The following is a 20157-nucleotide window of genomic DNA, read 5'->3' on the forward strand; positions in this document are numbered from 1 at the left end:
GACTGAGCGACGGTCACTCGACCCGGCCAGCCGCCGGTTTGGGCGACCAGCCGGTGGCGACGAAACCCGAGTCGGCGCCACCGGCTACTCCGGATGAGATTCCTGCGATTGAGCGCCCTGCGCTCAGGCCTTGCCGCGCAGGATCGCCTGCTTGACCTCGGCGATCGCCTGCGTCACCTGGATGCCGCGCGGGCATGCCTCCGAGCAGTTGAAGGTCGTACGGCAGCGCCAGACGCCCTCCCGGTCGTTCAGGATGTCGAGGCGCACGGCCGCATTCTCGTCGCGCGAGTCGAAGATGAAGCGGTGGGCGTTCACGATCGCGGCCGGGCCGAAGTACTGGCCGTCCGTCCAGAACACCGGGCAGCTCGAGGTGCACGCGGCGCAGAGGATGCACTTCGTGGTGTCGTCGAAACGCTCGCGCTGGGCGACCGTCTGGATGCGCTCCTTGCCGCCGACGGGCGCGGTGTTCGAAACCAGGAACGGCTGCACGGCACGGAACGACTCGAAGAACGGCTCCATGTCGACGATGAGGTCCTTCTCGAGCGGCAGGCCCTTGATCGCCTCCACGTAGACCGGTTTCGTGATGTCGAGGTCCTTGATCAGGGTCTTGCAGGCGAGGCGGTTACGGCCGTTGATGCGCATCGCATCCGACCCGCAGATGCCGTGCGCGCACGAGCGCCGGAAGGACAGCGAGCCGTCCTGCTCCCACTTGATTTTGTGTAGCGCGTCGAGCACCCGGTCGGTCGGGTACATCTGCACGTCGAAGTCTTCCCAGTGCGGCTCGTCGTCGACCTCCGGGTTGAAGCGCCGGATGATGAGCGTGACGGTGAAGGACTGAATCTCCTCGGGCACGACCGGGGCGTCTGCGAATGCGGTGCTCACTCAGTACTTCCTTTCCATCGGCTGGTAGCGCGTGATGGTGACTGGCTTCCAGTCGAGCGCAATGTGGTCTGCGGCATCCGCTGAGAGCGGGTCGCCGGTGAGGTACGCCATCGTGTGCACGAGGTAGTTCACGTCGTCGCGCAGGGGGTAGTCGTCGCGCATGTGGCCGCCGCGGCTTTCCTTGCGGTTGCGGGCGGAATACACGACGACCTCGGCGAGGTCGAGCAGGAAGCCGAGTTCGACGGCCTCGAGCAGGTCGGTGTTGAACCGGCGGCCCTTGTCCTGCACGCCGATGTTCTTGTACCGGTTTCGCAGCGAGTGGATCACCTCGGTGACCTCGGAGAGCGACTCGTCGGTGCGGAACACCTGCGCCTTCGCGTCCATGGTCTCCTGCAGTTCCTTCCGCAGCACGGCGATGCGCTCGGTCCCGGTCGACGAGCGGATGCCCTCGAGCAGGTCGCGCACAGTCTTCGCCGGGTCGTCGGGCAGCGGGGTGAACTCAGCGGTCTTCACATAGGCGACGGCGTTGTTGCCCGCGCGCTTGCCGAAGACGTTGATGTCCAGGAGCGAGTTCGTGCCGAGGCGGTTTGAGCCGTGCACGGAGACGCACGCGCACTCGCCGGCGGCGTAGAGGCCGGGGACGACGGTGGTGTTGTTGCGCAGCACCTCGGCGTTGACGTTGGTCGGGATGCCGCCCATGGCGTAGTGCGCCGTCGGCATCACGGGAACCGGTTCGGTGACCGGGTCGACGCCGAGGTAGGTGCGGGCGAACTCGGTGATGTCGGGCAGCTTGGTCTCGAGTACCTCGGCGCCCAGGTGGGTGCAGTCCAGGTACAGGTAGTCCTTGTTCGGTCCGGCGCCGCGGCCTTCCGCGACCTCCTTGACCATGCAGCGCGCGATGATGTCGCGCGGGGCGAGGTCCTTGATCGTCGGGGCGTACCGCTCCATGAAGCGCTCGCCGGAGGCGTTGCGCAGGATCGCACCCTCACCGCGGGCTCCCTCGGTGAGGAGGATGCCGAGGCCGGCGAGGCCGGTCGGGTGGAACTGGAAGAACTCCATGTCCTCGAGGGGGAGTCCCTGGCGCCAGATGATGCCGACGCCGTCACCCGTGAGGGTGTGCGCGTTCGAGGTGGTCTTGTAGATCTTGCCGAAGCCGCCGGTCGCGAAGATGAACGCCTTGCCCTGGAAGACGTGCAGTTCGCCGCTCGACAGGTCGAGGGCGACCACGGCGGACGGCTGGTCGACGCCGTCGACCGGGGTCATCACGAGGTCGAGCACGTAGTACTCGTTGAAGAAGTTGATGCCGCGCTTGACGCAGTTCTGGTACAGGGTCTGCAGGATCATGTGGCCGGTGCGGTCGGCGGCGTAGCAGGCCCGGCGCACGGGCGCCTTGCCGTGGTCGCTCGTGTGGCCGCCGAAGCGGCGCTGGTCGATCTTGCCCTCCGGGGTGCGGTTGAAGGGCAGGCCCATGTTCTCGAGGTCGATGACCGCGTCGATGGCCTCCTTCGCGAGGATCTCCGCCGCGTCCTGGTCGACGAGGTAGTCGCCGCCCTTGACGGTGTCGAAGGTGTGCCACTCCCAGTTGTCTTCCTCGACGTTGGCGAGGGCCGCAGCCATGCCGCCCTGGGCGGCTCCCGTGTGCGAGCGGGTCGGGTAGAGCTTGGAGATGACCGCGGTGCTGGCCCCTGGGCCCGCCTCGATGGCCGCGCGCATCCCTGCGCCGCCGGCTCCCACGATCACGATGTCGAACTTGTGGTAGTGCACTCCGTCGATCACAGTGGACTCGGTCGGTGCGGTGTTTGATGCATCCGTCATGTGCTGGTGTGAGCTCCTAGATGGCCGGGCAGAACTTGGGCAGAAGGTCGGCGGGCGAACCGGCCGGGCAGGGGTCGAAGGTGAAGACCACGAGGGTGCCGAGCACGATCAGGATCACGACGGCCGCGAGGATGGCCCACTTGAAGATGCCGCGGGTGACCCGCTGGGTCGCGTAGTCGTTCACGATCGTGCGCATGCCGTTGCCGCCGTGGATCAGGGCCAGCCAGAGCATGGCCACGTCCCACCACTGCCAGAACGGGCTCGCGAGCTTGCCGGCGACGAAGCCGAAGTTGAGGGCGTCGACGCCCTTGCCGATCATCAGGTTCACGAAGAGGTGGCCGAAGATGAGCACGATGAGCACGACGCCGGAGCCGCGCATGTAGATCCAGCCCCATTTTTCCCAGTTCGTGCCGCGCTTTCCGGTCGGGCGGGCGTATGGGCTCCTGGGGGAGTCAAGTGTGGTTGCCATGGCTGCTCCTCCTAGTGACTGAAGACGTTCATGAGGTGACGCGGGGCGAAGCCCAGCATCGTGACGACCCAGAGGCCGATCACGACGTAGAACATGACCTTCTGGTATTTCGCGCTCCAGAAGTCGATCAGGATGATCCGGATCCCGTTGAACGCGTGGAACACGATCGCGCCGACGAGTGCGACCTCACCGAGCCCCATCAACGGCGTCTGGTAGGTCGAGATGACCGCGTTGTATGCCTCCGGGCTGACGCGCACGAGCGCCGTGTCCAGAATGTGGACCAGCAGAAAGAAGAAGATCGCAACACCGGTGATCCGGTGGAGGACCCACGACCACATGCCTTCGCGGCCCCGGTACAGGGTTCCTGCGGGGCGGCGTGAGGTGGTCTTCTGCTGGGATGTCAATGTCCGTGCCGATTCCTGAGGCATGACCAACCTTCCCTGGCTGAATGAGCGGCCTCGAATGATCAGGCCGGCACTGCGCTGGTGCGCGTGCAACCATCATAAGTGTCTCTAGGCCGAGATATTATCCGCGAGGCCCGTCAGCGCTGCATCGAGAGGGGAACGGCCGTCATCACGCGGATGGCGGCGCGTTCGTCGATGACTTTGTCGTAGTAACCGACAAGGGTTTCGCAGACGCTTTCCCACGAACGGCCGAGCACCGCCCTTCTGCCGGATTCGCCCATCCGCGACCGGAGGGGCGCATCCTCAACGAGGCGCGTGACGCAACGCCGCAGGTCGCGTTCGTCGTCGGGAACGAAGAGGAAACCGTTGTCGCCGTGCGCGACGAGGTCGATCGGGCCGCCGGCGTGCGGTGCGACGACGGGGAGCCCTGCAGCGTGCGCCTCCTGGATCGTCTGGCCGAAGGTCTCCTCCGTCCCGGCGTGCACGAACACGTCGAAGGCCGCGTACGCGTCGGAGAGCGCCGGTCCGGAGAGCCGGCCGAGCCACGTCACCGGCACGCCGGCGAGTTCGCGCTGGATGAGCGGCACGGAGGGCCCGTCACCGACGAGTGCGACACGGATGCCCGGCAGGCCCCTGAGCGCTCTGAGTCGTTCCACCTGCTTCTCCGGCGCCATCCTGCCGACGTAGCCGATCACGACCTCACCGTTCGGGGACAGGCGTTCGCGGAGCGCGGCGACGGCCGGTTCGCTCCGGCGGTTCGGGTGGTATCCGATGAGGTCGACGCCGCGCGTCCAGCGGGCGAGCCGGCGTACGCCCACCCGTTCGAGGTCCGCCATCGAGGCGGAGGAGGGCACCAGGGTGAGGTCGGCGCCGTCGTGGATCCACTTGACGAGGCGCCACGCGACCTTCGTCGCCTGGCCGAGCCGGTTGCGCCTGGCGTACCCGGCGACATCCGTCTGGAAGATCGCGACGCTCGGGATGTCGAGGCGGTTCGCCGACGCGATGCCCTGCGCGCCGAGGAGGAACGGGGAGGCCGCGTGCACGACGTCCGGCCCGAAGTCGGAGAGGAGGCGCTGCACGTGCGGGCTCGGCATCCCCACCGGGAACTGGCGGTAGGAGACGGCGGGGACGCTGAAGACCGGGAAGCCGGCGTATTCGGAAGGAGCACCGGCGGGGGCGATCACGATCGCCTCGTGCCCGGTTCGCCGCAGGTGCTCGAGCACCTTGCAGACGCTCGTGGTGACCCCACTGACCGTGGGGAGGAAACTCTCACTGACGACGGCAACCCGCATGTTTCGAGCGTATGCAGCCCTCGAAACAAGCATGTGAATACCCGGAACCACTGCGTGAATACCCGGTGAACAGCGGCTGCGCGGCCTGTAGTCTGGCCGAATGACCCAGGCACCTGACCCACTCGAGCGCTTCTACAGCGTGATCCCCGCCGGCGGAATCGGATCCCGCCTGTGGCCGCTGTCCCGAGCGGACGCCCCGAAGTTCCTGCACGACCTCACCGGGTCCGGCCAGACCCTGCTCAGGGACACCTGGGACCGGCTGGCCCCGCTCGCCGGCGACCAGCGCATCATGGTCGTCACGGGACGTGCGCACCGCGCCGCCGTCGAGGCGCAGCTGCCGGAGCTCGCCGACCTCAATGTCGTCCTCGAGAGCGAGCCGCGCGAGTCGACGGCTGCCATCGGCCTCGCAGCAGCCATCCTGCAGAAACGTGAACCCGGCGTCATCATCGGGTCCTTCGCGGCCGACCACGTCATCAAGGGCGCCGTCCTGTTCCGCCAGACCATCGTCGAGGCCGTCGCGGCAGCGGATGCCGGGTACATCGTCGCGATCGGCATCCGTCCGACGGAGCCCGCGATCGGTTTCGGCTACATCAAGACCGCCGCGCCGCTCGATATCCCCGGAGCCCCGAACGCGCAGTCCGTCGACTCCTTCGTCGAGAAGCCCGACCTCGCAACGGCGGAAGCCTATGTCGCGAGCGGCCACTACCTCTGGAACGCGGGCATGTTCATCGCCCGCGCCGACCGCCTGCTCGAAGAGATCGGTGCGGCGGAGCCCGATCTGCTCGCCGGGCTCCTCGAACTCGCCGACGCGTGGGACACCCCGCGCCGCGGCGCCGTCGTCGACAGGGTGTGGCCGAAGATCAAGAAGATCGCCATCGACTACACCGTCGCGGAGCCGGTCGCGGCCCGTGGCCAGCTCGCGGTCATCCCCGGCCAGTTCGACTGGGACGACGTCGGCGACTTCGCCTCGATCGCCAAGATCCACGCCAACGGGCGCAAGCGCGACCTGGCGATCCTCGGTGAGGGCGCACGCGTGCTCGCAGACTCCTCGAGCGGAATCGTCGTGAGCCACACCGGACGGATGATCGCGCTGATCGGCGTCGAGGACATCGTCGTGATCGACACCCCGGACGCGCTGCTCGTGACGACGAGCGCGAATGCGCAGAAAGTCAAGGCCGTCGTCGACGCCCTGAAGCTCTCCGGAAGCAGCGACGTGCTGTAGCGAGGCACCCGAAATCGTTTGTGCCGGTCGCCTCCGCATTACGCACGGAATTGTTTCGCGCAGGTAGCGGCTTGATAACGCTTAGCGCACCTATCGAGTTTGCTCAACTGAGCAGTGAAACATTGGGTAACCTGATTGCACACAGCCCCGTCGAACCCGCGCCGGGCCAGCAATGGAGGTCATCTTGACAATCACCAAACGAAGGGCCGTTTTTAGCGGACTCGCCACCTTGGGCGCAGTAGCCCTGCTCGCCGGTTGTGCGGCGGCGCCGAGCACCGGCGGCGCCACGTCGACCGCGGCTGTCACCAACTTCACCCCCTGCATCGTTTCCGACGCCGGCGGCTTCGACGACAAGTCCTTCAACCAGTCCAGCTTCGACGGCATGACCCAGGCGGCGGATGCCCTCGGCGTCAAGTTCAAGCAGGCGGAGTCCAAGACGACCGACCAGTACGCGGGCAACGTCAGCAGCATGGTCGACCAGAACTGCAACTTCATCCTCACGGTCGGCTTCGCACTCGCGAACACGACCCGTGACGCGGCCAAGGCCAGCCCCACGACCGATTTCGCGATCATCGACTCCGCACTGTCGAATGACGACTTCAGCCCCCTTGCCCTCGACAACGTCAAGCCGGTGCTCTACGACACCGCCCAGGCGGCCTTCCTCGCCGGCTACCTCGCGGCAGGCACCTCCAAGACCGGCATCGTCGGCACGTATGGTGGCAAGCAGTTCCCGTCCGTGACGATCTTCATGGACGGCTTCGCCGACGGCGTCACGTACTACAACACCCAGAAGTCGAAGTCCGTCAAGCTCCTCGGCTGGGACAAGGCCGCCCAGGCCGGAACCTTCGCAGGCAGCTTCGATGACATCAACCAGGGCAAGGCGCTCAGCACCAACCTGATCGACCAGGGCGCCGACATCATCCTTCCGGTTGCCGGACCGCTCTTCCAGGGCACCGCGCAGGCCATTCAGGACTCCGGCAAGGACGTTGCCATCGTCGGCGTCGACAGCGACCTCTACGAGACCGCACCGGCCACGAAGGCGCTCTACCTCACCTCGATCATGAAGCAGATGGCCGACGCCACCAAGAAGATCGTCACTGACGCGGCCGCTGGAGACTTCAGCGCGACCCCGTACATCGGCACCCTCGACAACAAGGGCGTCGACATCGCACCCCTGCACGACTGGGAGTCCAAGGTCGACCCAGCACTCGTGAAGGAGGTCGACGCGATCAAGGCCGACATCATCAGCGGCAAGCTCACGGTCACGTCGCCGTCCACCCCCAAGTAACCCACCGGGCAGTACCATCGCGGGGAGGCCAGCGAGAGCTGGCCTCCCCGCGTGCTTTAACCCCCGGCAGCCGACCCTCCGGTCGGCGGCTCAATAGAATCGGGAAGTATGAAGCTCGAACTTCGCGGCATTACGAAGAGATTCGGTGCCCTGGTCGCCAATGACCACATCAACCTCACTGTCGAGGCCGGCGAGATCCACGCGCTGCTCGGCGAGAACGGCGCAGGGAAGTCCACCCTGATGAACGTGCTCTACGGCCTCTACCGGGCCGAAGAAGGCGAGATCCTGCTCGACGACGTCGTCCAGCACTTCGCAGGACCCGGCGACGCCATGGCGGCGGGCATCGGCATGGTGCACCAGCACTTCATGCTCATCCCCGTCTTCACCGTCGCGGAGAACGTCATGCTCGGCCACGAAGAGACCGGGTTCGGCGGCCACCTCGACCTCCCGGCCGCCCGCCGCCGGGTGACGGAGATCTCGGCCAGGTTCGGATTCGATGTCGACCCCGACGCCCTCGTCGAAGACCTCCCCGTCGGTGTGCAGCAGCGGGTCGAGATCATCAAGGCGCTCTCCCGCGATGCCCGCGTGCTCGTCTTCGACGAGCCGACCGCCGTGCTCACCCCGCAGGAGACCGACGAGCTGATGGGCATCATGCGCCAGCTGCGCGACTCCGGCACCTCGATCGTCTTCATCACCCACAAACTGCGGGAGGTGCGCGCCGTCGCCGACCGGATCACCGTCATCCGCCTCGGTGCCGTCGTCGGCGAGGCCTCCCCGACCGCGAGCAACGAGGAACTCGCCACGATGATGGTCGGCCGCGCCGTCGACCTCACCGTGGACAAGTCCCCTGCCGAACCGGGCGCACCCGCCCTGGTCGTCAGCGACCTCACCGTGCTCGACCCGCACGGTCAGGTGCTCGTCAACTCCGTGAGCTTCACCGTGCACGCCGGAGAGATCCTCGCGATCGCCGGAGTGCAGGGAAACGGGCAGACCGAGCTGACCGAGGCCCTGATGGGCCTGCAGCCGCGGGTCTCCGGCGAGATCACCCTCGACGGCTCCTCGCTCCGCGGCCACACGGTCCGCAAGATCCTCGACGCCGGTGTCGGGTTCGTGCCGGAAGACCGCACCGAGGACGGCCTCGTGAGCGAATTCACGATCGCCGAGAACCTCATGCTCGACCGGTCGCACCAGCCGCCGTTCGTCAAACGCTTCAACGTGCAGCTGTCCTTCCTCGCGAAGTTCGCCGAGGACAAGGTCAAGGAATTCGACGTGCGCTCCCAGGGCATCGACACCCTCGTCGGCCGCCTCTCCGGCGGCAACCAGCAGAAGGTCGTGCTCGCCCGTGAGCTCAGCCGGGAGCTGCGGCTGTTCATCGCCGCCCAGCCGACCCGCGGCCTCGACGTGGGGTCGATCGAATTCGTGCACGAGCGCATCATCGCGACCCGGGATGCCGGCACCCCGGTCATCGTGATCTCGACCGAACTCGACGAGGTCGCCGCCCTCGCCGACCGGATCCTGGTGATGTTCCGCGGCCGCGTCGTGGGCATCGTCCCCGGCGACACCCCCCGAGCCGTACTGGGGCTGATGATGGCCGGCGAAACGCCGACCGAAGAAGGAGCGGCAGCATGAGCGAGACCCTGCAGACCCCGCCGGTTTCCAGCGGGAAGCCGGCCCAGCCTGGACAGCCGGACCAGCCCGGCCGTGTCTATCAGATCTTCCGCGAGATCACGACGGGGAATGCGATCATCTCCGTGCTCGCCGTCCTCCTCGCCCTCCTCGTCGGAGCGATCCTGATCGCCTTCACCAACGAGGACGTCCAGAAGGCGTCGGTCTACTTCTTCTCCCGACCGGGCGACACCGTCGTGGCGGCCTGGAATTCCGTCTCCGGCGCATACTCCGCCCTGTTCCAGGGCTCGGTCTACAATTTCCGCAAGCCGGACTTCGCCTCGGGAATCAAGCCGCTCACCGAGACACTCACCTTTGCGACCCCGCTGATCGCGGCAGGCCTCGGAGTCGCGCTCGGCTTCCGGGTCGGCCTGTTCAACATCGGCGGTCGCGGCCAGATGCTCATCGCGGCCGCGCTCGGCGGCTGGGTGGCCTTCGCGCTCGACCTGCCCGCCGGCATCCACCTCGTCGTCGCCCTCGTCGTCGGTGTCGCCGGCGGCGCGCTCTGGGGCGGGCTCGTCGGCCTGCTCAAGGCCCGCACGGGGGCGCACGAGGTGATCACGACGATCATGCTCAACTACGTCGCCTACTACCTCGTCAGCTACCTGCTGCGCGACGGCTTCCTGAAGACGCCGGGGTCCAACAACCCGCAGAGCCCCGCGAGCAAGCCGACGGCCGTCTTCCCCGACCTGCTCGGTCCGACCTACAACCTGCACCTCGGCTTCATCCTCGTCATCATCGCGACGATCTTCACCTGGTGGCTGCTGTCGCGCTCGAACCTCGGCTTCCAGTTCCGCGCCGTCGGGCTCAACCCGCACGCGGCCCGGGTCGCCGGCATCAGCGTCGACCGGATGTACGTCTACGCGATGCTGCTCTCCGGTGGCCTCGTCGGCCTCGCCGGCATCAACCAGGTGCTCGGCACCTCGACGAGCGGTTTCGACGCCGGCATCGACTCCGGCATCGGCTTCGACGCGATCACCGTCGCGCTGCTCGGCCGCTCGCGCCCGTGGGGGGTCTTCGCGGCAGGCATCCTCTTCGGCGCGTTCAAGGCTGGCGGGTTCTCGATGCAGGCCGCAGAGGGCGTTCCGATCGACATCGTGTTGATCGTGCAGTCCCTGATCGTCCTGTTCATCGCGGCGCCGCCCCTCGTGCGCGCCATCTTCCGGCTGCCGACGCCGGGCCAGAAGACCCCCGGTGCGAAGACGCCCCGGAAACGCACCACGACACCCACGGAGGTGGTGGCCTCGTGAGCACCCCGACAACCGTTTCACCGGCCGGTTCCACCGGGCCGAGCGCATCCGTCGCCGACACCGGGCCCGACTTCGAGCAGATCAAGAGCTGGAAGACCCCGATCGCCCTCGCGATCTTCACCCTGCTCGGCTTCCTGCTCCTCGTCGTCTTCGGTCGTGACGGCGAGAGCACGATGCGCCTGTCGACGACGACCGACCTGATCCAGCTGCCGGACGTGGTCCTGCCAACCCGGCCGACCGGCATCGTCGTCGTCGCCCTCCTGCTGCTGATCACGGCGGGGAGCGGCTGGCTCGTGCGCTCGAAGGCGAAGGTGCCGCTCTGGCTCGTCACCGTGTTCGCGGTGCTCCTGCTCGTGGGCTTCCTGGCCTGGGCATCCGCTGACCACACCATCCCGGTTCCCGGGCTGTTGTTCGGTTCGCTGAGCCTCGCCGTCCCGCTCATCTTCGGTGCGCTCGGCGGCGTCATCTCCGAGCGGGTCGGCGTGGTCAACGTCGCGATCGAGGGGCAGCTGCTCGCCGGGGCGTTCACCTCGGCGATGGTCGCCTCGATCACCCAGCAGCCGCTGCTCGGGCTCGTCGCGGCGATGGTCGCCGGCGTGCTCGTCTCCTTCGTGCTCGCCGCGTTCGCGATCAAGTACTTCGTCGATCAGGTCATCGTCGGCGTGGTGCTCAACGTGCTCGTCTCCGGGGTCACCGGCTTCCTGTTCTCCCAGCTGCTCGCCCCGAACGCCGCGACGCTCAACAGCCCGCCGCGGTTCGAGAACATCAACATCCCGCTGCTGAGCGAGATCCCGATCATCGGCCCGGTCTTCTTCCGGCAGACCCTGATCGTCTACATCATGTACGTGGCGGTCGCGTGCGTGTACTTCGGCCTCTTCCACACCAAGTGGGGCCTGCGCCTGCGTGCCGTCGGCGAGCATCCGCAGGCCGCGGACACTGTGGGCATCAACGTGGCCCGCACCCGGTTCTGGAACGTCTCGCTCGCCGGTGCGATCGCCGGTCTCGGCGGGGCGTACTTCACCCTCGGCTCCGTCGGCGCCTTCGGCAAGGAGATGACAGCGGGCGCCGGGTTCATCGCCCTCGCCGCCGTCATCTTCGGCCGCTGGGACCCGATCAGGGCCACCCTCGCCGCGCTGCTCTTCGGCTTCGCGAGCAACCTGCAGAACGTGCTCAGCATCATCGGCTCCCCGGTGCCGAGCGAGTTCATGCTGATGCTGCCCTACCTCGTCACGATCTTCGCCGTCGCCGGCCTCGTCGGCCAGTCACGGGGGCCGGCGGCCTCCGGAAAGCCGTACATCAAATCGTGAGCTCCCGAAAGAACGAACCGGCCCGGAAGAACGAACCGGCCCGGAAGGACGAGCCGGCCCGGACGGACGAAACGGAGTCCGGCCACTCGACCCCCGTCATCGACTGGGCGCTCCTCCGCGACACCGCCACCGAGGCCATGCGCCTCGCGTACGCGCCGTACTCGAAGTTCCCGGTCGGCGCGGCGGCCCTCGTCGACGACGGCCGGGTGATCAGCGGATGCAACGTGGAGAACGCCTCATACGGCCTCACCCTCTGCGCGGAATGCGCCCTCGTCTCCGTGCTGCACCTCACCGGCGGCGGCCGGTTCCTCGCCTTCAGCTGCGTCGACGGCAACGGCAACCTGCTGATGCCGTGCGGCCGCTGCCGCCAGCTCCTCTACGAACACTCCGCACCCGGCATGCTGCTGGAAACAGTCTCGGGCCTCCGCACCATCGATCAGGTCCTGCCGGACGCCTTCGGGCCCCGCCAGCTCGCCGACTACCGGGAAGTACACCAGTGAACACCCAGACCCACCTCGAAGCCTTCGACGCCGTCGACCTGATCCGCACCAAGCGCGACCACGGCGAACTCGCCACCCCTCAGATCGACTGGCTGATCGACGCGTACACCCGCGGCTACGTCGGCGATGAGCAGATGGCCGCGATGACCATGGCGATCTTCCTGAACGGGATGACCCGCCGCGAGATCAAGGACCTCACCCTCGCCATGATCAACAGCGGCGAGCGGATGAGCTTCGCCGGCCTTGGCAAGCCGACGACCGACAAGCACTCCACCGGCGGCGTCGGCGACAAGATCACCCTCCCGCTGATGCCCCTCGTCGCGGTCTTCGGCGCGGCCGTTCCCCAGCTCTCCGGCCGCGGCCTCGGGCACACCGGCGGCACCCTCGACAAGCTCGAGTCGATCCCCGGCTGGCGCGCCCACCTCAGCAACGAGGAGATGTTCGCCCAGCTCCGCGATCACGGCGGCGTGATCTGTGCGGCCGGCGGCGGCCTCGCCCCTGCGGACGGCAAGCTCTACGCCCTCCGCGACATCACCGGAACCGTCGAGGCGATCCCGCTGATCGCCTCCTCGATCATGTCGAAGAAGATCGCGGAGGGCACGAGCGCGCTCGTCCTCGACGTGAAGTTCGGTTCCGGCGCCTTCCTGAAGGACATCGAGCTCTCCCGGGAACTCGCACGCACGATGGTCGCGCTCGGCGAGGATGCCGGAGTGGCGACATCCGCCCTGCTCACCAACATGAACGTGCCGCTCGGCTTCGCGATCGGAAACGCGAACGAGGTCCGCGAATCGGTCGAGGTGCTCGCGGGCGGCGGGCCCGCAGACGTCGTCGAGCTCACGATCGCCCTCGCCACCGAAATGCTCAACCTCGCCGGAATCACGGGCGTCGACGTCGCCGCCGCACTCACCGACGGGCGGGCCATGGACAAGTGGCGCGAGGTCATCCGGGCCCAGGGCGGCGACCCGGATGCCGCGATGCCGGTCGCGAAGGAAAACCACGTCGTCACCGCCGACCGGGATGGCGTGCTCGTCGAGCAGCAGGCGCTGCCGTTCGGGATCGGCGCCTGGCGACTCGGTGCCGGCCGCGCCCGCAAACAGGACCCCGTGCAGCACGCTGCAGGGATCGACCTGCACGCCAAGCCGGGCGACACCGTGCGTGCCGGACAGCCGCTCTTCACCCTCAGCGCGGACGAGCCTGAGCGTTTCGCCAGGGCCCTCGAGGCCCTCGAGGGCGCATACCGGATCGGCGACCCCGGAGAGCCCGTCCTCGACGGCGGCCCCCTGATCGCCGAGCGCATCGGTCGGTGACCTTCGGTTTGTTGCCGATCACAATAAATTACGGGAGTTGACCCGGAGGAGGGCCCGGGGGAGGCCGGGGCCGGTAGATTGGTGAACGTGAATACGAGCCTTGAGGAATTCCTGCTGCCCGGTGGCGCGAGCATCAACGCGCTGCCCAAAATATCGCTGCACGACCACCTCGACGGGGGACTGCGTCCCCAGACGATCATCGAACTCGCCGACACCATCGGTCTCGACGTGCCGTCGACGGATGCCGCCGCGCTCGGCGCCTGGTTCGCCGACCAGTCCAACTCCGGCTCGCTCGTGGACTACCTCAAGACCTTCGATGTGACGACGGCCGTGATGCAGACCCGTGAGGGCCTCATCCGGGTCGCCCACGAATTCGTGCAGGACCTCGCCGTCGACGGCGTCATCTACGGCGAGATCCGCTGGGCACCCGAACAGCACCTCACCCGCGGCCTCACCCTCGACCAGGTCGTCGAGGCCGTGCAGGAAGGCATCGAGTCCGGCATCGACGAGGCGGCCGAATTCGGGTCCACCATCCGGATCGGCCAGCTCATCACCGCGATGCGCCACGCGAACCGCGGCCTCGAGATCGCCGAACTCGCCGTGCGCCACCGCGGCAACGGCGTCGTCGGCTTCGACATCGCCGGCGCGGAGCTCGGCTTCCCCGCCCGCAACCACCTCGCGGCCTTCGACTACCTCGCCAAGGAGTTCATGCCGGTCACGGTGCACGCCGGCGAGGCGGACGGGCTGGGCAGCATCCGTGGCGCCCTGTTCGACGGCCGCGCCCTGCGCCTCGGCCACGGCGTGCGCCTCGCCGAGGACATCGTCATCGGCCGCGAAGACGACGACAACACCTACGTCACCCTCGGCCCGGTCGCCCAGTGGGTCCGCGACCGCGAGATCGCCCTCGAACTGAGCCCGTCGTCCAACCTGCAGACCGGCGCGATCGCCGCGTGGGGCGACGACCTGCTCGACCACCCCTTCGACCTGCTCTACCAGCTCGGCTTCCGGGTCACGGTCAACACCGACAACCGGCTGATGAGCGACACGAGCCTGAGCCAGGAACTCGCGTTGCTCAGCGACGCCTTCGGCTACGACATCGACGATCTCGAGGTCTTCCAGCTCAACGCCGCCCAGTCCGCATTCCTCCCGCTCGAAGAGCGCGAAGAACTCGCCGACGCCGTCGTCGCGGGCTTCGAAGAGGCCTGAGAGCCCGCAGAACCCGACACGCAAACCCAGTGAAAGAACCTATGCAACTCCCAGACCTGCCTCTCACCGCCATCGCGATCGGCATCCACGTCCCGGACTGGCGCGCCGCCGTGACCGCGGCCGGCGACGGTCTCGTCCGCTCGGGGTCGACAGTGCCCGGCTACACGAAGCGGATGATCGACGTCATCGACGAGTTCGGCGCCTACGTCGTGATCGCCCCCGGCCTGGCCCTCGCCCACGCACGCCCGGGCCCCGACGTCATCGCCGAGGGCCTGAGCGTCGTGACGCTCGCGGAACCCGTCGCCTTCGGCCACCCGCACAACGACCCGGTCAGCGTGGTCCTCGGCCTCGCCGTGACGACCGGAGACGAGCACGTGCTGCTCGTCGCCGAACTCGCGAACCTCTTCAACGACCCGCGGGTCATCCCCGCGCTTGCGGCCGCGACGGATGCCGCCGGCATCCGTGCGCTGCTCGGCGTCACGGCACCCGCCGGAGAAGCCAGCGGGGTCCAGGAATGAAGATCGTCGCCCTGTGCGGGGTCGGCGTCGGTACCTCGGCGATCCTGAAGATGAACGCCGAACGTGCGCTCGCGCGGCTCGACATCGAGGCGGAGGTGACGGCGACCGACGTGGCTTCCGTGCAGACCGTGGGTGCGGACGCCCAGGTGATCCTGACCTCGTCGGAGCTCGTGGCCCACATCGGCAAGACCAATGCGGACATCGTCGTGATCGACAACTATTTCGACCTCGACGAGCTCACCACCAAACTCGAGGAAGCGCTCGGCTGAACCCGGTGCGATGACGTCGCGCGCAGGGTCCGGCGTTCCCGACCCTACGCGATGAGTTCGCGCATGCCGCGCTCGAGCTCGGCGAGCACGGCGTTCGCGGCGACCTGGCGCTCCACGACGGTGCCGACGACGCTGCTCGTGTCGAGGTAGACCTTGAGCTTGGGTTCCGTTCCGCTCGGGCGCACCATCACCCGGGCGCCGCCGACGAGGCGGATCCGGAGCACGTCGCTCGGCGGCAGGCCGACGAAGCCGCCGGCGAGGTCGTCGATGTGGTCGACGCGGATCCGGCCGATGAACGCCGGCGGGTTCGACCGCAGCCGGTCCATCACCCGGGAGATCTCAGACAGGTCGGTGACGCGCACCGAGATCTGGCTCGACGAGAAGTGTCCGAAACGGCCGCTGAAGTGGTGCAGGTGGTCCGCGAGGGTGAAGCCCTCGTTCTTCAGGTCGCTCACGAGGGAGAGCAGCGCGAGGGCCGCCGAGATACCGTCCTTGTCGCGCACGGTCGTCGGGTTCACGAGGTAGCCGAGGGCTTCCTCGTAGCCGAACACGAGACCCGGGGCGCGGGACACCCACTTGAACCCGGTGAGGGTCTCCTCGAAGCGCATGCCGTAGGCATCCGCCACGGCCTTCAAGGCCGGCGACGACACGATCGAGCAGGCCAGGGTGCCGCTGCGCGGGGCGGGGGCGGAGGCGTCCGCGTCGTCGCCCGTGACGGCCTCGTCCGCGATGGGAGCCAGTTCGGCTCTCTCCGCGGCCCGCCAGCCGAGGATCGCACCGACCTCGTTGCCGGTGAGTCGACGGTAGCCGCTCGCGGAGTCGGCGTCGGGGATCGCGATCGCGAGGCGGTCGGCGTCCGGGTCGTTCGCGATCACGAGTTCGGCGTTGACCTCGCGGGCGGTCGCAAAGGCGAGGTCGAGCGCGCCGGGCTCCTCCGGGTTCGGGAACGCCACGGTCGGGAACGTCGGGTCCGGCGCGATCTGCGCGTCGACGAGGGTCGGCAGGTCGTAACCCGCGGCTTCGAGCACGCGGCGGGTGGTGTCCCAGCCGACCCCGTGCATGGCCGTGTACACGGCGTTGACCTGGGCGCGCGGAGCGCCGACGCTCGCAGCGGTCTCGGCGATGTACGCCTGGACGACCGTCTCCTCCGCCGTCTCATAGACGCCGCGGACCAGGTCGGGGATGGTCGCGTGCGTGGCCACCCGGTGGATCTCCGCCGCGATGAAAGCGTCGTCGGGTGAGACGATCTGGGACCCGTTGTTCGCGCCGCCGAGATAGACCTTGTAGCCGTTGTCGGCCGCGGGGTTGTGCGAGGCCGTGACCATGACGCCGGCGCTCGCGTCGAGGTGGCGCACGGCGAAGGCGAGGACGGGCGTCGGCAGCAGGCGGGGGAGCAGGATCGCGCGGACCCCGGCGCCGGCCATGATCGCCGCGCTGTCCGTCGCGAAGACCTGGGAGTTCTTGCGACCGTCGTAGCCGATCACGACGGAGGGGGTCTGGCCGGGGAGGGCGGTTCCGATCAGGAATGCGGCGAGGCCGGCTGCGGCCTGGGACACGAGGACGCGGTTCATCCGGTTGGAGCCGGCGCCGATCGCGCCGCGGAGCCCGGCGGTTCCGAAGGCGAGGCGCTCGTCGAAGCGGGCATGCAGCTCGGTGATGGCGGCCTGGTCTGCGGACTGTGCCCCGCGGAGCAGGGCGCGCAGTTCGGCCTGGGTCTCGGCGTCGGGGTCCTGGGCGAGCCAGGCGGTGGCCGCGGCGATCGTGGCATCGTCGTCGGGGGCCGGTGCCGGTGCGGCCGGTGAACCCGCCCGTGCGGGGTGGACGAGTGCTGTCGGAACGAAGTCCGTCGCGACCGTGGCGTCCATCTCGGCCGTGACGGGGGTCGGCTCGTCCCGGGCGGATGCCGGGTGGGCGATCACGGGGGGAGCGGTCGGTTCCGGTTCCGGTTCGGGTTCCGGGCGCTCTGCGGTAGCCGGTGCTGCCGGTGTTCCCTGGGCGGCCTCGTGCGCTACGGCGGGGGCAGCGGGGAGGGAGGTTTCCGCGCCGGCGGGTGCGGTGGAGGCGGCGGGAGCCGGGGCGTTGACGGGGGGTGCTGGCGGCACCGGAACGTCGACGATGTCGAGCGCGAGGGTCGGCGGCAGGACGGAAGCGGGAGCATCCGGCAACGCCCGGTGACGCCCGCGTGCGCGAACCTCGCCGGTGCTGGTCGGCCCCGTGCTGGTCGGCCCTGTGCTGGTCGAGCCGGTGTCCACGGGCCCGGTGCCGGTCTCGGTGGCGCTCACAGGGCGGCCACGATCCTGGCCAGGAGCGCGCTGATCACGGGTTCGGCCTGCCGGCCCGCGACGAGCACTTCGGCGTGACTGAGCGGCTCCTTCTGGATCCCGGCCGCGAGGTTGGTGATGAGGGACAGGCCGAGGATCTCCATGCCGGCCTGACGGGCTGCGATGGCCTCGAGCGCCGTCGACATACCGACGATGTGGCCGCCGATCGCCTTCGCCATCTGCACTTCGGCGGGGGTCTCGTAGTGTGGCCCGCGGAACTGGCAGTAGACGCCCTCGTCGAGCCCGGGGTCGATGGTGCGGGCGAGGTCGCGCAGCCGCTTCGAATAGAGATCGGTCAGGTCGATGAAGGTCGCGCCTTCGAGCGGCGAGTCCGCTGTGAGGTTGATGTGGTCGCTGATCAGCACCGGCGTTCCGGGGGTCCAGGTCTCACGGATGCCGCCTGCCCCGTTGGTGAGGATCATGGTCGTCGCGCCCGTTGCCGCCGCGGTGCGCACGCTGTGCACGACCCTGCGGACGCCGTGCCCCTCGTAGTAGTGGGTGCGCGCGCCGATGACGAGGGCCCGCTTGCCGTTCGGCAGGAGCACGGAGCGCAGGGTGCCGACGTGGCCTTCGAGCGCGGGGGCGCTGAAACCGGTGATCGCCTGGGCGGGGATCGTGTGGGTGGTCTCGCCGATGAGCTCGGCGGCCTTCCCCCAACCGCTGCCGAGGGTCAGCGCCACGTCGTGATGGGTGACGCCCGTGAGCTCGGCGATTTCAGCCGCCGCGATCCGGGCGATTTCGAACGGGTCGGTTTGTGGCTCGTCCAGCGGGTTTGCGTCGATCGTCGGCATCCCCCCACTCTATTCGCCCGAACCAATTCGACGGAGATTTTGGGCATTCGGGGCCGAAAGTGGCCGCCCACGGGCGTTTTGGGCGAAAACTCCGTCGAATTCGTCAGGCGCGGGCGGTGAATCGGGCTGCGGCGGGCGGATGCCGGGGGCCGGGATTGGTGGCGAAGGGCGGCGAACGGCAGAATGTCACCATGGCCTACGAGTTCGAACGCAAGCAGCAGATCGTCATTCTCGGCGGAGGGCCCGGCGGGTATGAAGCGGCGATCGCCGGAGCGCAACTCGGGGCGGAGGTCACGCTCGTCGAAGAGGTCGGCGTCGGCGGGTCAGCGGTCATCACGGATGTCGTCCCCTCGAAGTCCCTCATCGCCACCGCGGAGGCCACCAACTCCATCGGAGACGCGACCGAGCTCGGCGTCCAGCTGTTCGTCCGCGGGGCAGACGGCAAGCCGAGCCGCCCCGAGGTCGCGATCAACCTCGCCGCCGTCAACAAGCGCCTCCTCGCGCTCGCCCGCCAGCAGTCCGAGGACATGCGGGCAACGCTCGTCACGGCCGGCGTGCACCTCGTGCAGGGCCACGGGCGTCTCGACGGCACGAGCGGCGTGATCGTCGCGACCTCGGAGGCCTCCGGCACCGATTTCGACCGGATCAGTGCCGACACGATCGTCGTCTCCGTCGGCGCGAGCCCGCGCATCCTCCCGACCGCGGTCCCCGACGGGGAGCGCATCCTCACCTGGACCCAGCTCTACAACCTGCGGGCGGTGCCGGAGCACCTCATCGTCGTCGGATCCGGCGTCACCGGCGCCGAGTTCGCCTCCGCCTACCGGGCCCTCGGCGCCCGCGTCACCCTGATCTCGAGCCGCGACCAGGTCCTGCCCGGCGAGGACGCCGACGCCGCAGCGGTGATCGAGAACGTCTTCAAGCGCAACGGGATGGTCGTCCTGGGCAAGTCACGCGCCGAATCCGTCGTGGTCACCGCGACCGGCGTGCTCGCCACCCTGTCCGACGGCCGCAAGGTCGAGGGCAGCCACTGCCTGATGGCCGTCGGCTCGGTGCCGAACACCCGCGGGATCGGCCTCGAGGAGGCCGGCGTGCAGCTGACCGACTCCGGGCACATCCGGGTGAACCGGGTCGCCCGCACGTCGATGCCGAACATCTACGCGGCCGGAGACTGCACGACCGAGCTGCCGCTCGCATCCGTCGCCTCGATGATGGGCCGCACCGCGGTGTTCCACGCCATGGGCGACGCGGTGAACCCGATCGAGATCCGCAACGTCGCGGCCAACATCTTCACCCAGCCCGAGATCGCGACCGTCGGCTGGACGCAGAAGCAGATCGAGGACGGCCTCGTGCGCGGCACCATCTACAAGCTGCCCCTCGCCGCGAACCCGCGCGCGAAGATGATGGGCATCAAGGACGGCTTCGTGAAGCTCTTCGCGACCACGACGACCGGCACCGTCATCGGCGGCGTCATCGTCGCCCCGAAGGCCAGCGAGCTCATCTTCCCGCTCGCGCTCGCCGTCGAGCACCGGCTCACGGTCGACGAGGTCGCCCGCGCGTTCCCGGTCTACCCGTCGCTCACGGGCTCGATCACGGATGCCGCCCGCGCCATGCACATCGTCCATCGGACCAACCGCTGACTCGCCCAGGCCTC

General features: G+C 68.5%; 18 protein-coding genes. 11 read left to right on the plus strand and 7 right to left on the minus strand.

Going from position 1 to position 20157, the window contains the following annotated elements; genetic code table 11:
* Positions 1-123: 123 nt before the first annotated feature.
* From MQH31_RS11100 to MQH31_RS11120, 5 genes are all read right to left on the minus strand, one after another.
* Positions 124-882 carry a succinate dehydrogenase iron-sulfur subunit gene (locus MQH31_RS11100; protein WP_134449415.1) on the minus strand — a complete coding sequence of 253 codons (759 nt, stop codon included), beginning with the start codon at positions 880-882 and terminating at the stop codon, positions 124-126.
* The gene (gene sdhA / locus MQH31_RS11105) at positions 883-2697 is read right to left on the minus strand and encodes a succinate dehydrogenase flavoprotein subunit (RefSeq protein ID WP_134536702.1); all 1815 of its coding nucleotides are present in this window, start codon (positions 2695-2697) and stop codon (positions 883-885) included. It abuts the gene before it with no gap.
* 16 nt (positions 2698-2713) lie between these two features.
* Positions 2714-3166 (minus strand): succinate dehydrogenase hydrophobic membrane anchor subunit, encoded by a 453-nt coding sequence (locus MQH31_RS11110; protein WP_134449413.1) that lies wholly within the window; start codon positions 3164-3166, stop codon positions 2714-2716.
* An 11-nt stretch (positions 3167-3177) separates the two neighbouring features.
* Positions 3178-3594, minus strand: a complete 417-nt coding sequence (gene sdhC, locus MQH31_RS11115; RefSeq protein WP_134536704.1) for a succinate dehydrogenase, cytochrome b556 subunit — start codon at positions 3592-3594, stop codon at positions 3178-3180.
* A 113-nt stretch (positions 3595-3707) separates the two neighbouring features.
* The gene (locus MQH31_RS11120) at positions 3708-4862 is read right to left on the minus strand and encodes a glycosyltransferase family 4 protein (RefSeq protein ID WP_243012091.1); all 1155 of its coding nucleotides are present in this window, start codon (positions 4860-4862) and stop codon (positions 3708-3710) included.
* 100 nt (positions 4863-4962) lie between these two features.
* On the opposite strand from MQH31_RS11120, the gene MQH31_RS11125 reads away from it, so the two are divergent.
* The 10 genes from MQH31_RS11125 (at position 4963) to MQH31_RS11170 (ending at position 15394) form a co-directional block, all read left to right on the plus strand.
* Positions 4963-6084: a mannose-1-phosphate guanylyltransferase gene (locus MQH31_RS11125; protein ID WP_243012092.1), complete on the plus strand. Its 1122-nt coding sequence runs from the start codon at positions 4963-4965 to the stop codon at positions 6082-6084.
* Positions 6085-6268: 184 nt separating this feature from the next.
* Positions 6269-7372 carry a BMP family lipoprotein gene (locus tag MQH31_RS11130; protein WP_134536710.1) on the plus strand — a complete coding sequence of 368 codons (1104 nt, stop codon included), beginning with the start codon at positions 6269-6271 and terminating at the stop codon, positions 7370-7372.
* Positions 7373-7480: 108 nt separating this feature from the next.
* Positions 7481-9001 carry an ABC transporter ATP-binding protein gene (locus MQH31_RS11135; RefSeq protein ID WP_134536712.1) on the plus strand — a complete coding sequence of 507 codons (1521 nt, stop codon included), beginning with the start codon at positions 7481-7483 and terminating at the stop codon, positions 8999-9001.
* Entirely contained in the window at positions 8998-10287 is a 1290-nt protein-coding gene (locus MQH31_RS11140; RefSeq protein ID WP_243012093.1) for an ABC transporter permease, read from the plus strand. The genes MQH31_RS11135 and MQH31_RS11140 overlap by 4 nt, the downstream gene beginning before the upstream one ends.
* Positions 10288-10367: 80 nt before the next feature.
* Positions 10368-11594: an ABC transporter permease gene (locus MQH31_RS11145; RefSeq protein ID WP_243012174.1), complete on the plus strand. Its 1227-nt coding sequence runs from the start codon at positions 10368-10370 to the stop codon at positions 11592-11594.
* On the plus strand, positions 11591-12094 hold the full coding sequence (locus MQH31_RS11150) for a cytidine deaminase (protein WP_308196449.1): 504 nt from the start codon (positions 11591-11593) through the stop codon (positions 12092-12094). The genes MQH31_RS11145 and MQH31_RS11150 overlap by 4 nt, the downstream gene beginning before the upstream one ends.
* Positions 12091-13401 carry a thymidine phosphorylase gene (locus MQH31_RS11155; protein WP_243012094.1) on the plus strand — a complete coding sequence of 437 codons (1311 nt, stop codon included), beginning with the start codon at positions 12091-12093 and terminating at the stop codon, positions 13399-13401. The genes MQH31_RS11150 and MQH31_RS11155 overlap by 4 nt, the downstream gene beginning before the upstream one ends.
* 87 nt (positions 13402-13488) lie before the next feature.
* The gene (locus MQH31_RS11160; protein WP_243012095.1) at positions 13489-14607 is read left to right on the plus strand and encodes an adenosine deaminase; all 1119 of its coding nucleotides are present in this window, start codon (positions 13489-13491) and stop codon (positions 14605-14607) included.
* Between the two features lie 41 nt (positions 14608-14648).
* A complete protein-coding gene (locus MQH31_RS11165) occupies positions 14649-15125 on the plus strand; it encodes a PTS sugar transporter subunit IIA (protein WP_243012096.1) in 477 nt (158 codons plus the stop codon).
* The gene (locus MQH31_RS11170) at positions 15122-15394 is read left to right on the plus strand and encodes a PTS sugar transporter subunit IIB (RefSeq protein ID WP_134536723.1); all 273 of its coding nucleotides are present in this window, start codon (positions 15122-15124) and stop codon (positions 15392-15394) included. The genes MQH31_RS11165 and MQH31_RS11170 overlap by 4 nt, the downstream gene beginning before the upstream one ends.
* 44 nt (positions 15395-15438) lie before the next feature.
* On the opposite strand, the gene MQH31_RS11175 is transcribed toward MQH31_RS11170, so the two are convergent.
* Complete coding sequence (locus MQH31_RS11175; RefSeq protein ID WP_243012175.1) at positions 15439-17154, minus strand: phospho-sugar mutase; 1716 nt, start codon at positions 17152-17154, stop codon at positions 15439-15441.
* Between the two features lie 518 nt (positions 17155-17672).
* Positions 17673-18506, minus strand: a complete 834-nt coding sequence (locus MQH31_RS11180; RefSeq protein ID WP_134536725.1) for a purine-nucleoside phosphorylase — start codon at positions 18504-18506, stop codon at positions 17673-17675.
* Between the two features lie 191 nt (positions 18507-18697).
* Between MQH31_RS11180 and MQH31_RS11185 the strand changes: the two genes are divergently transcribed.
* Positions 18698-20143 carry an NAD(P)H-quinone dehydrogenase gene (locus tag MQH31_RS11185; protein WP_134536727.1) on the plus strand — a complete coding sequence of 482 codons (1446 nt, stop codon included), beginning with the start codon at positions 18698-18700 and terminating at the stop codon, positions 20141-20143.
* Positions 20144-20157: the final 14 nt, after the last annotated feature.

This window comes from Cryobacterium zhongshanensis (assembly GCF_022760445.1).
GTDB lineage: Bacteria > Actinomycetota > Actinomycetes > Actinomycetales > Microbacteriaceae > Cryobacterium > Cryobacterium algoricola.

Coding starts and splice junctions, on each gene's coding strand:
- MQH31_RS11170 (WP_134536723.1), top strand. CDS start 15,122: ATGAAGATCGTCGCCCTGTGCGGGGTCGGCGTCGGTACCTCGGCGATC.
- MQH31_RS11165 (WP_243012096.1), top strand. CDS start 14,649: ATGCAACTCCCAGACCTGCCTCTCACCGCCATCGCGATCGGCATCCAC.
- sdhA (WP_134536702.1), bottom strand. CDS start 2,697: ATGACGGATGCATCAAACACCGCACCGACCGAGTCCACTGTGATCGAC.
- MQH31_RS11140 (WP_243012093.1), top strand. CDS start 8,998: ATGAGCGAGACCCTGCAGACCCCGCCGGTTTCCAGCGGGAAGCCGGCC.
- MQH31_RS11185 (WP_134536727.1), top strand. CDS start 18,698: ATGGCCTACGAGTTCGAACGCAAGCAGCAGATCGTCATTCTCGGCGGA.
- MQH31_RS11135 (WP_134536712.1), top strand. CDS start 7,481: ATGAAGCTCGAACTTCGCGGCATTACGAAGAGATTCGGTGCCCTGGTC.
- sdhC (WP_134536704.1), bottom strand. CDS start 3,594: ATGCCTCAGGAATCGGCACGGACATTGACATCCCAGCAGAAGACCACC.
- MQH31_RS11120 (WP_243012091.1), bottom strand. CDS start 4,862: ATGCGGGTTGCCGTCGTCAGTGAGAGTTTCCTCCCCACGGTCAGTGGG.
- MQH31_RS11125 (WP_243012092.1), top strand. CDS start 4,963: ATGACCCAGGCACCTGACCCACTCGAGCGCTTCTACAGCGTGATCCCC.
- MQH31_RS11180 (WP_134536725.1), bottom strand. CDS start 18,506: ATGCCGACGATCGACGCAAACCCGCTGGACGAGCCACAAACCGACCCG.
- MQH31_RS11110 (WP_134449413.1), bottom strand. CDS start 3,166: ATGGCAACCACACTTGACTCCCCCAGGAGCCCATACGCCCGCCCGACC.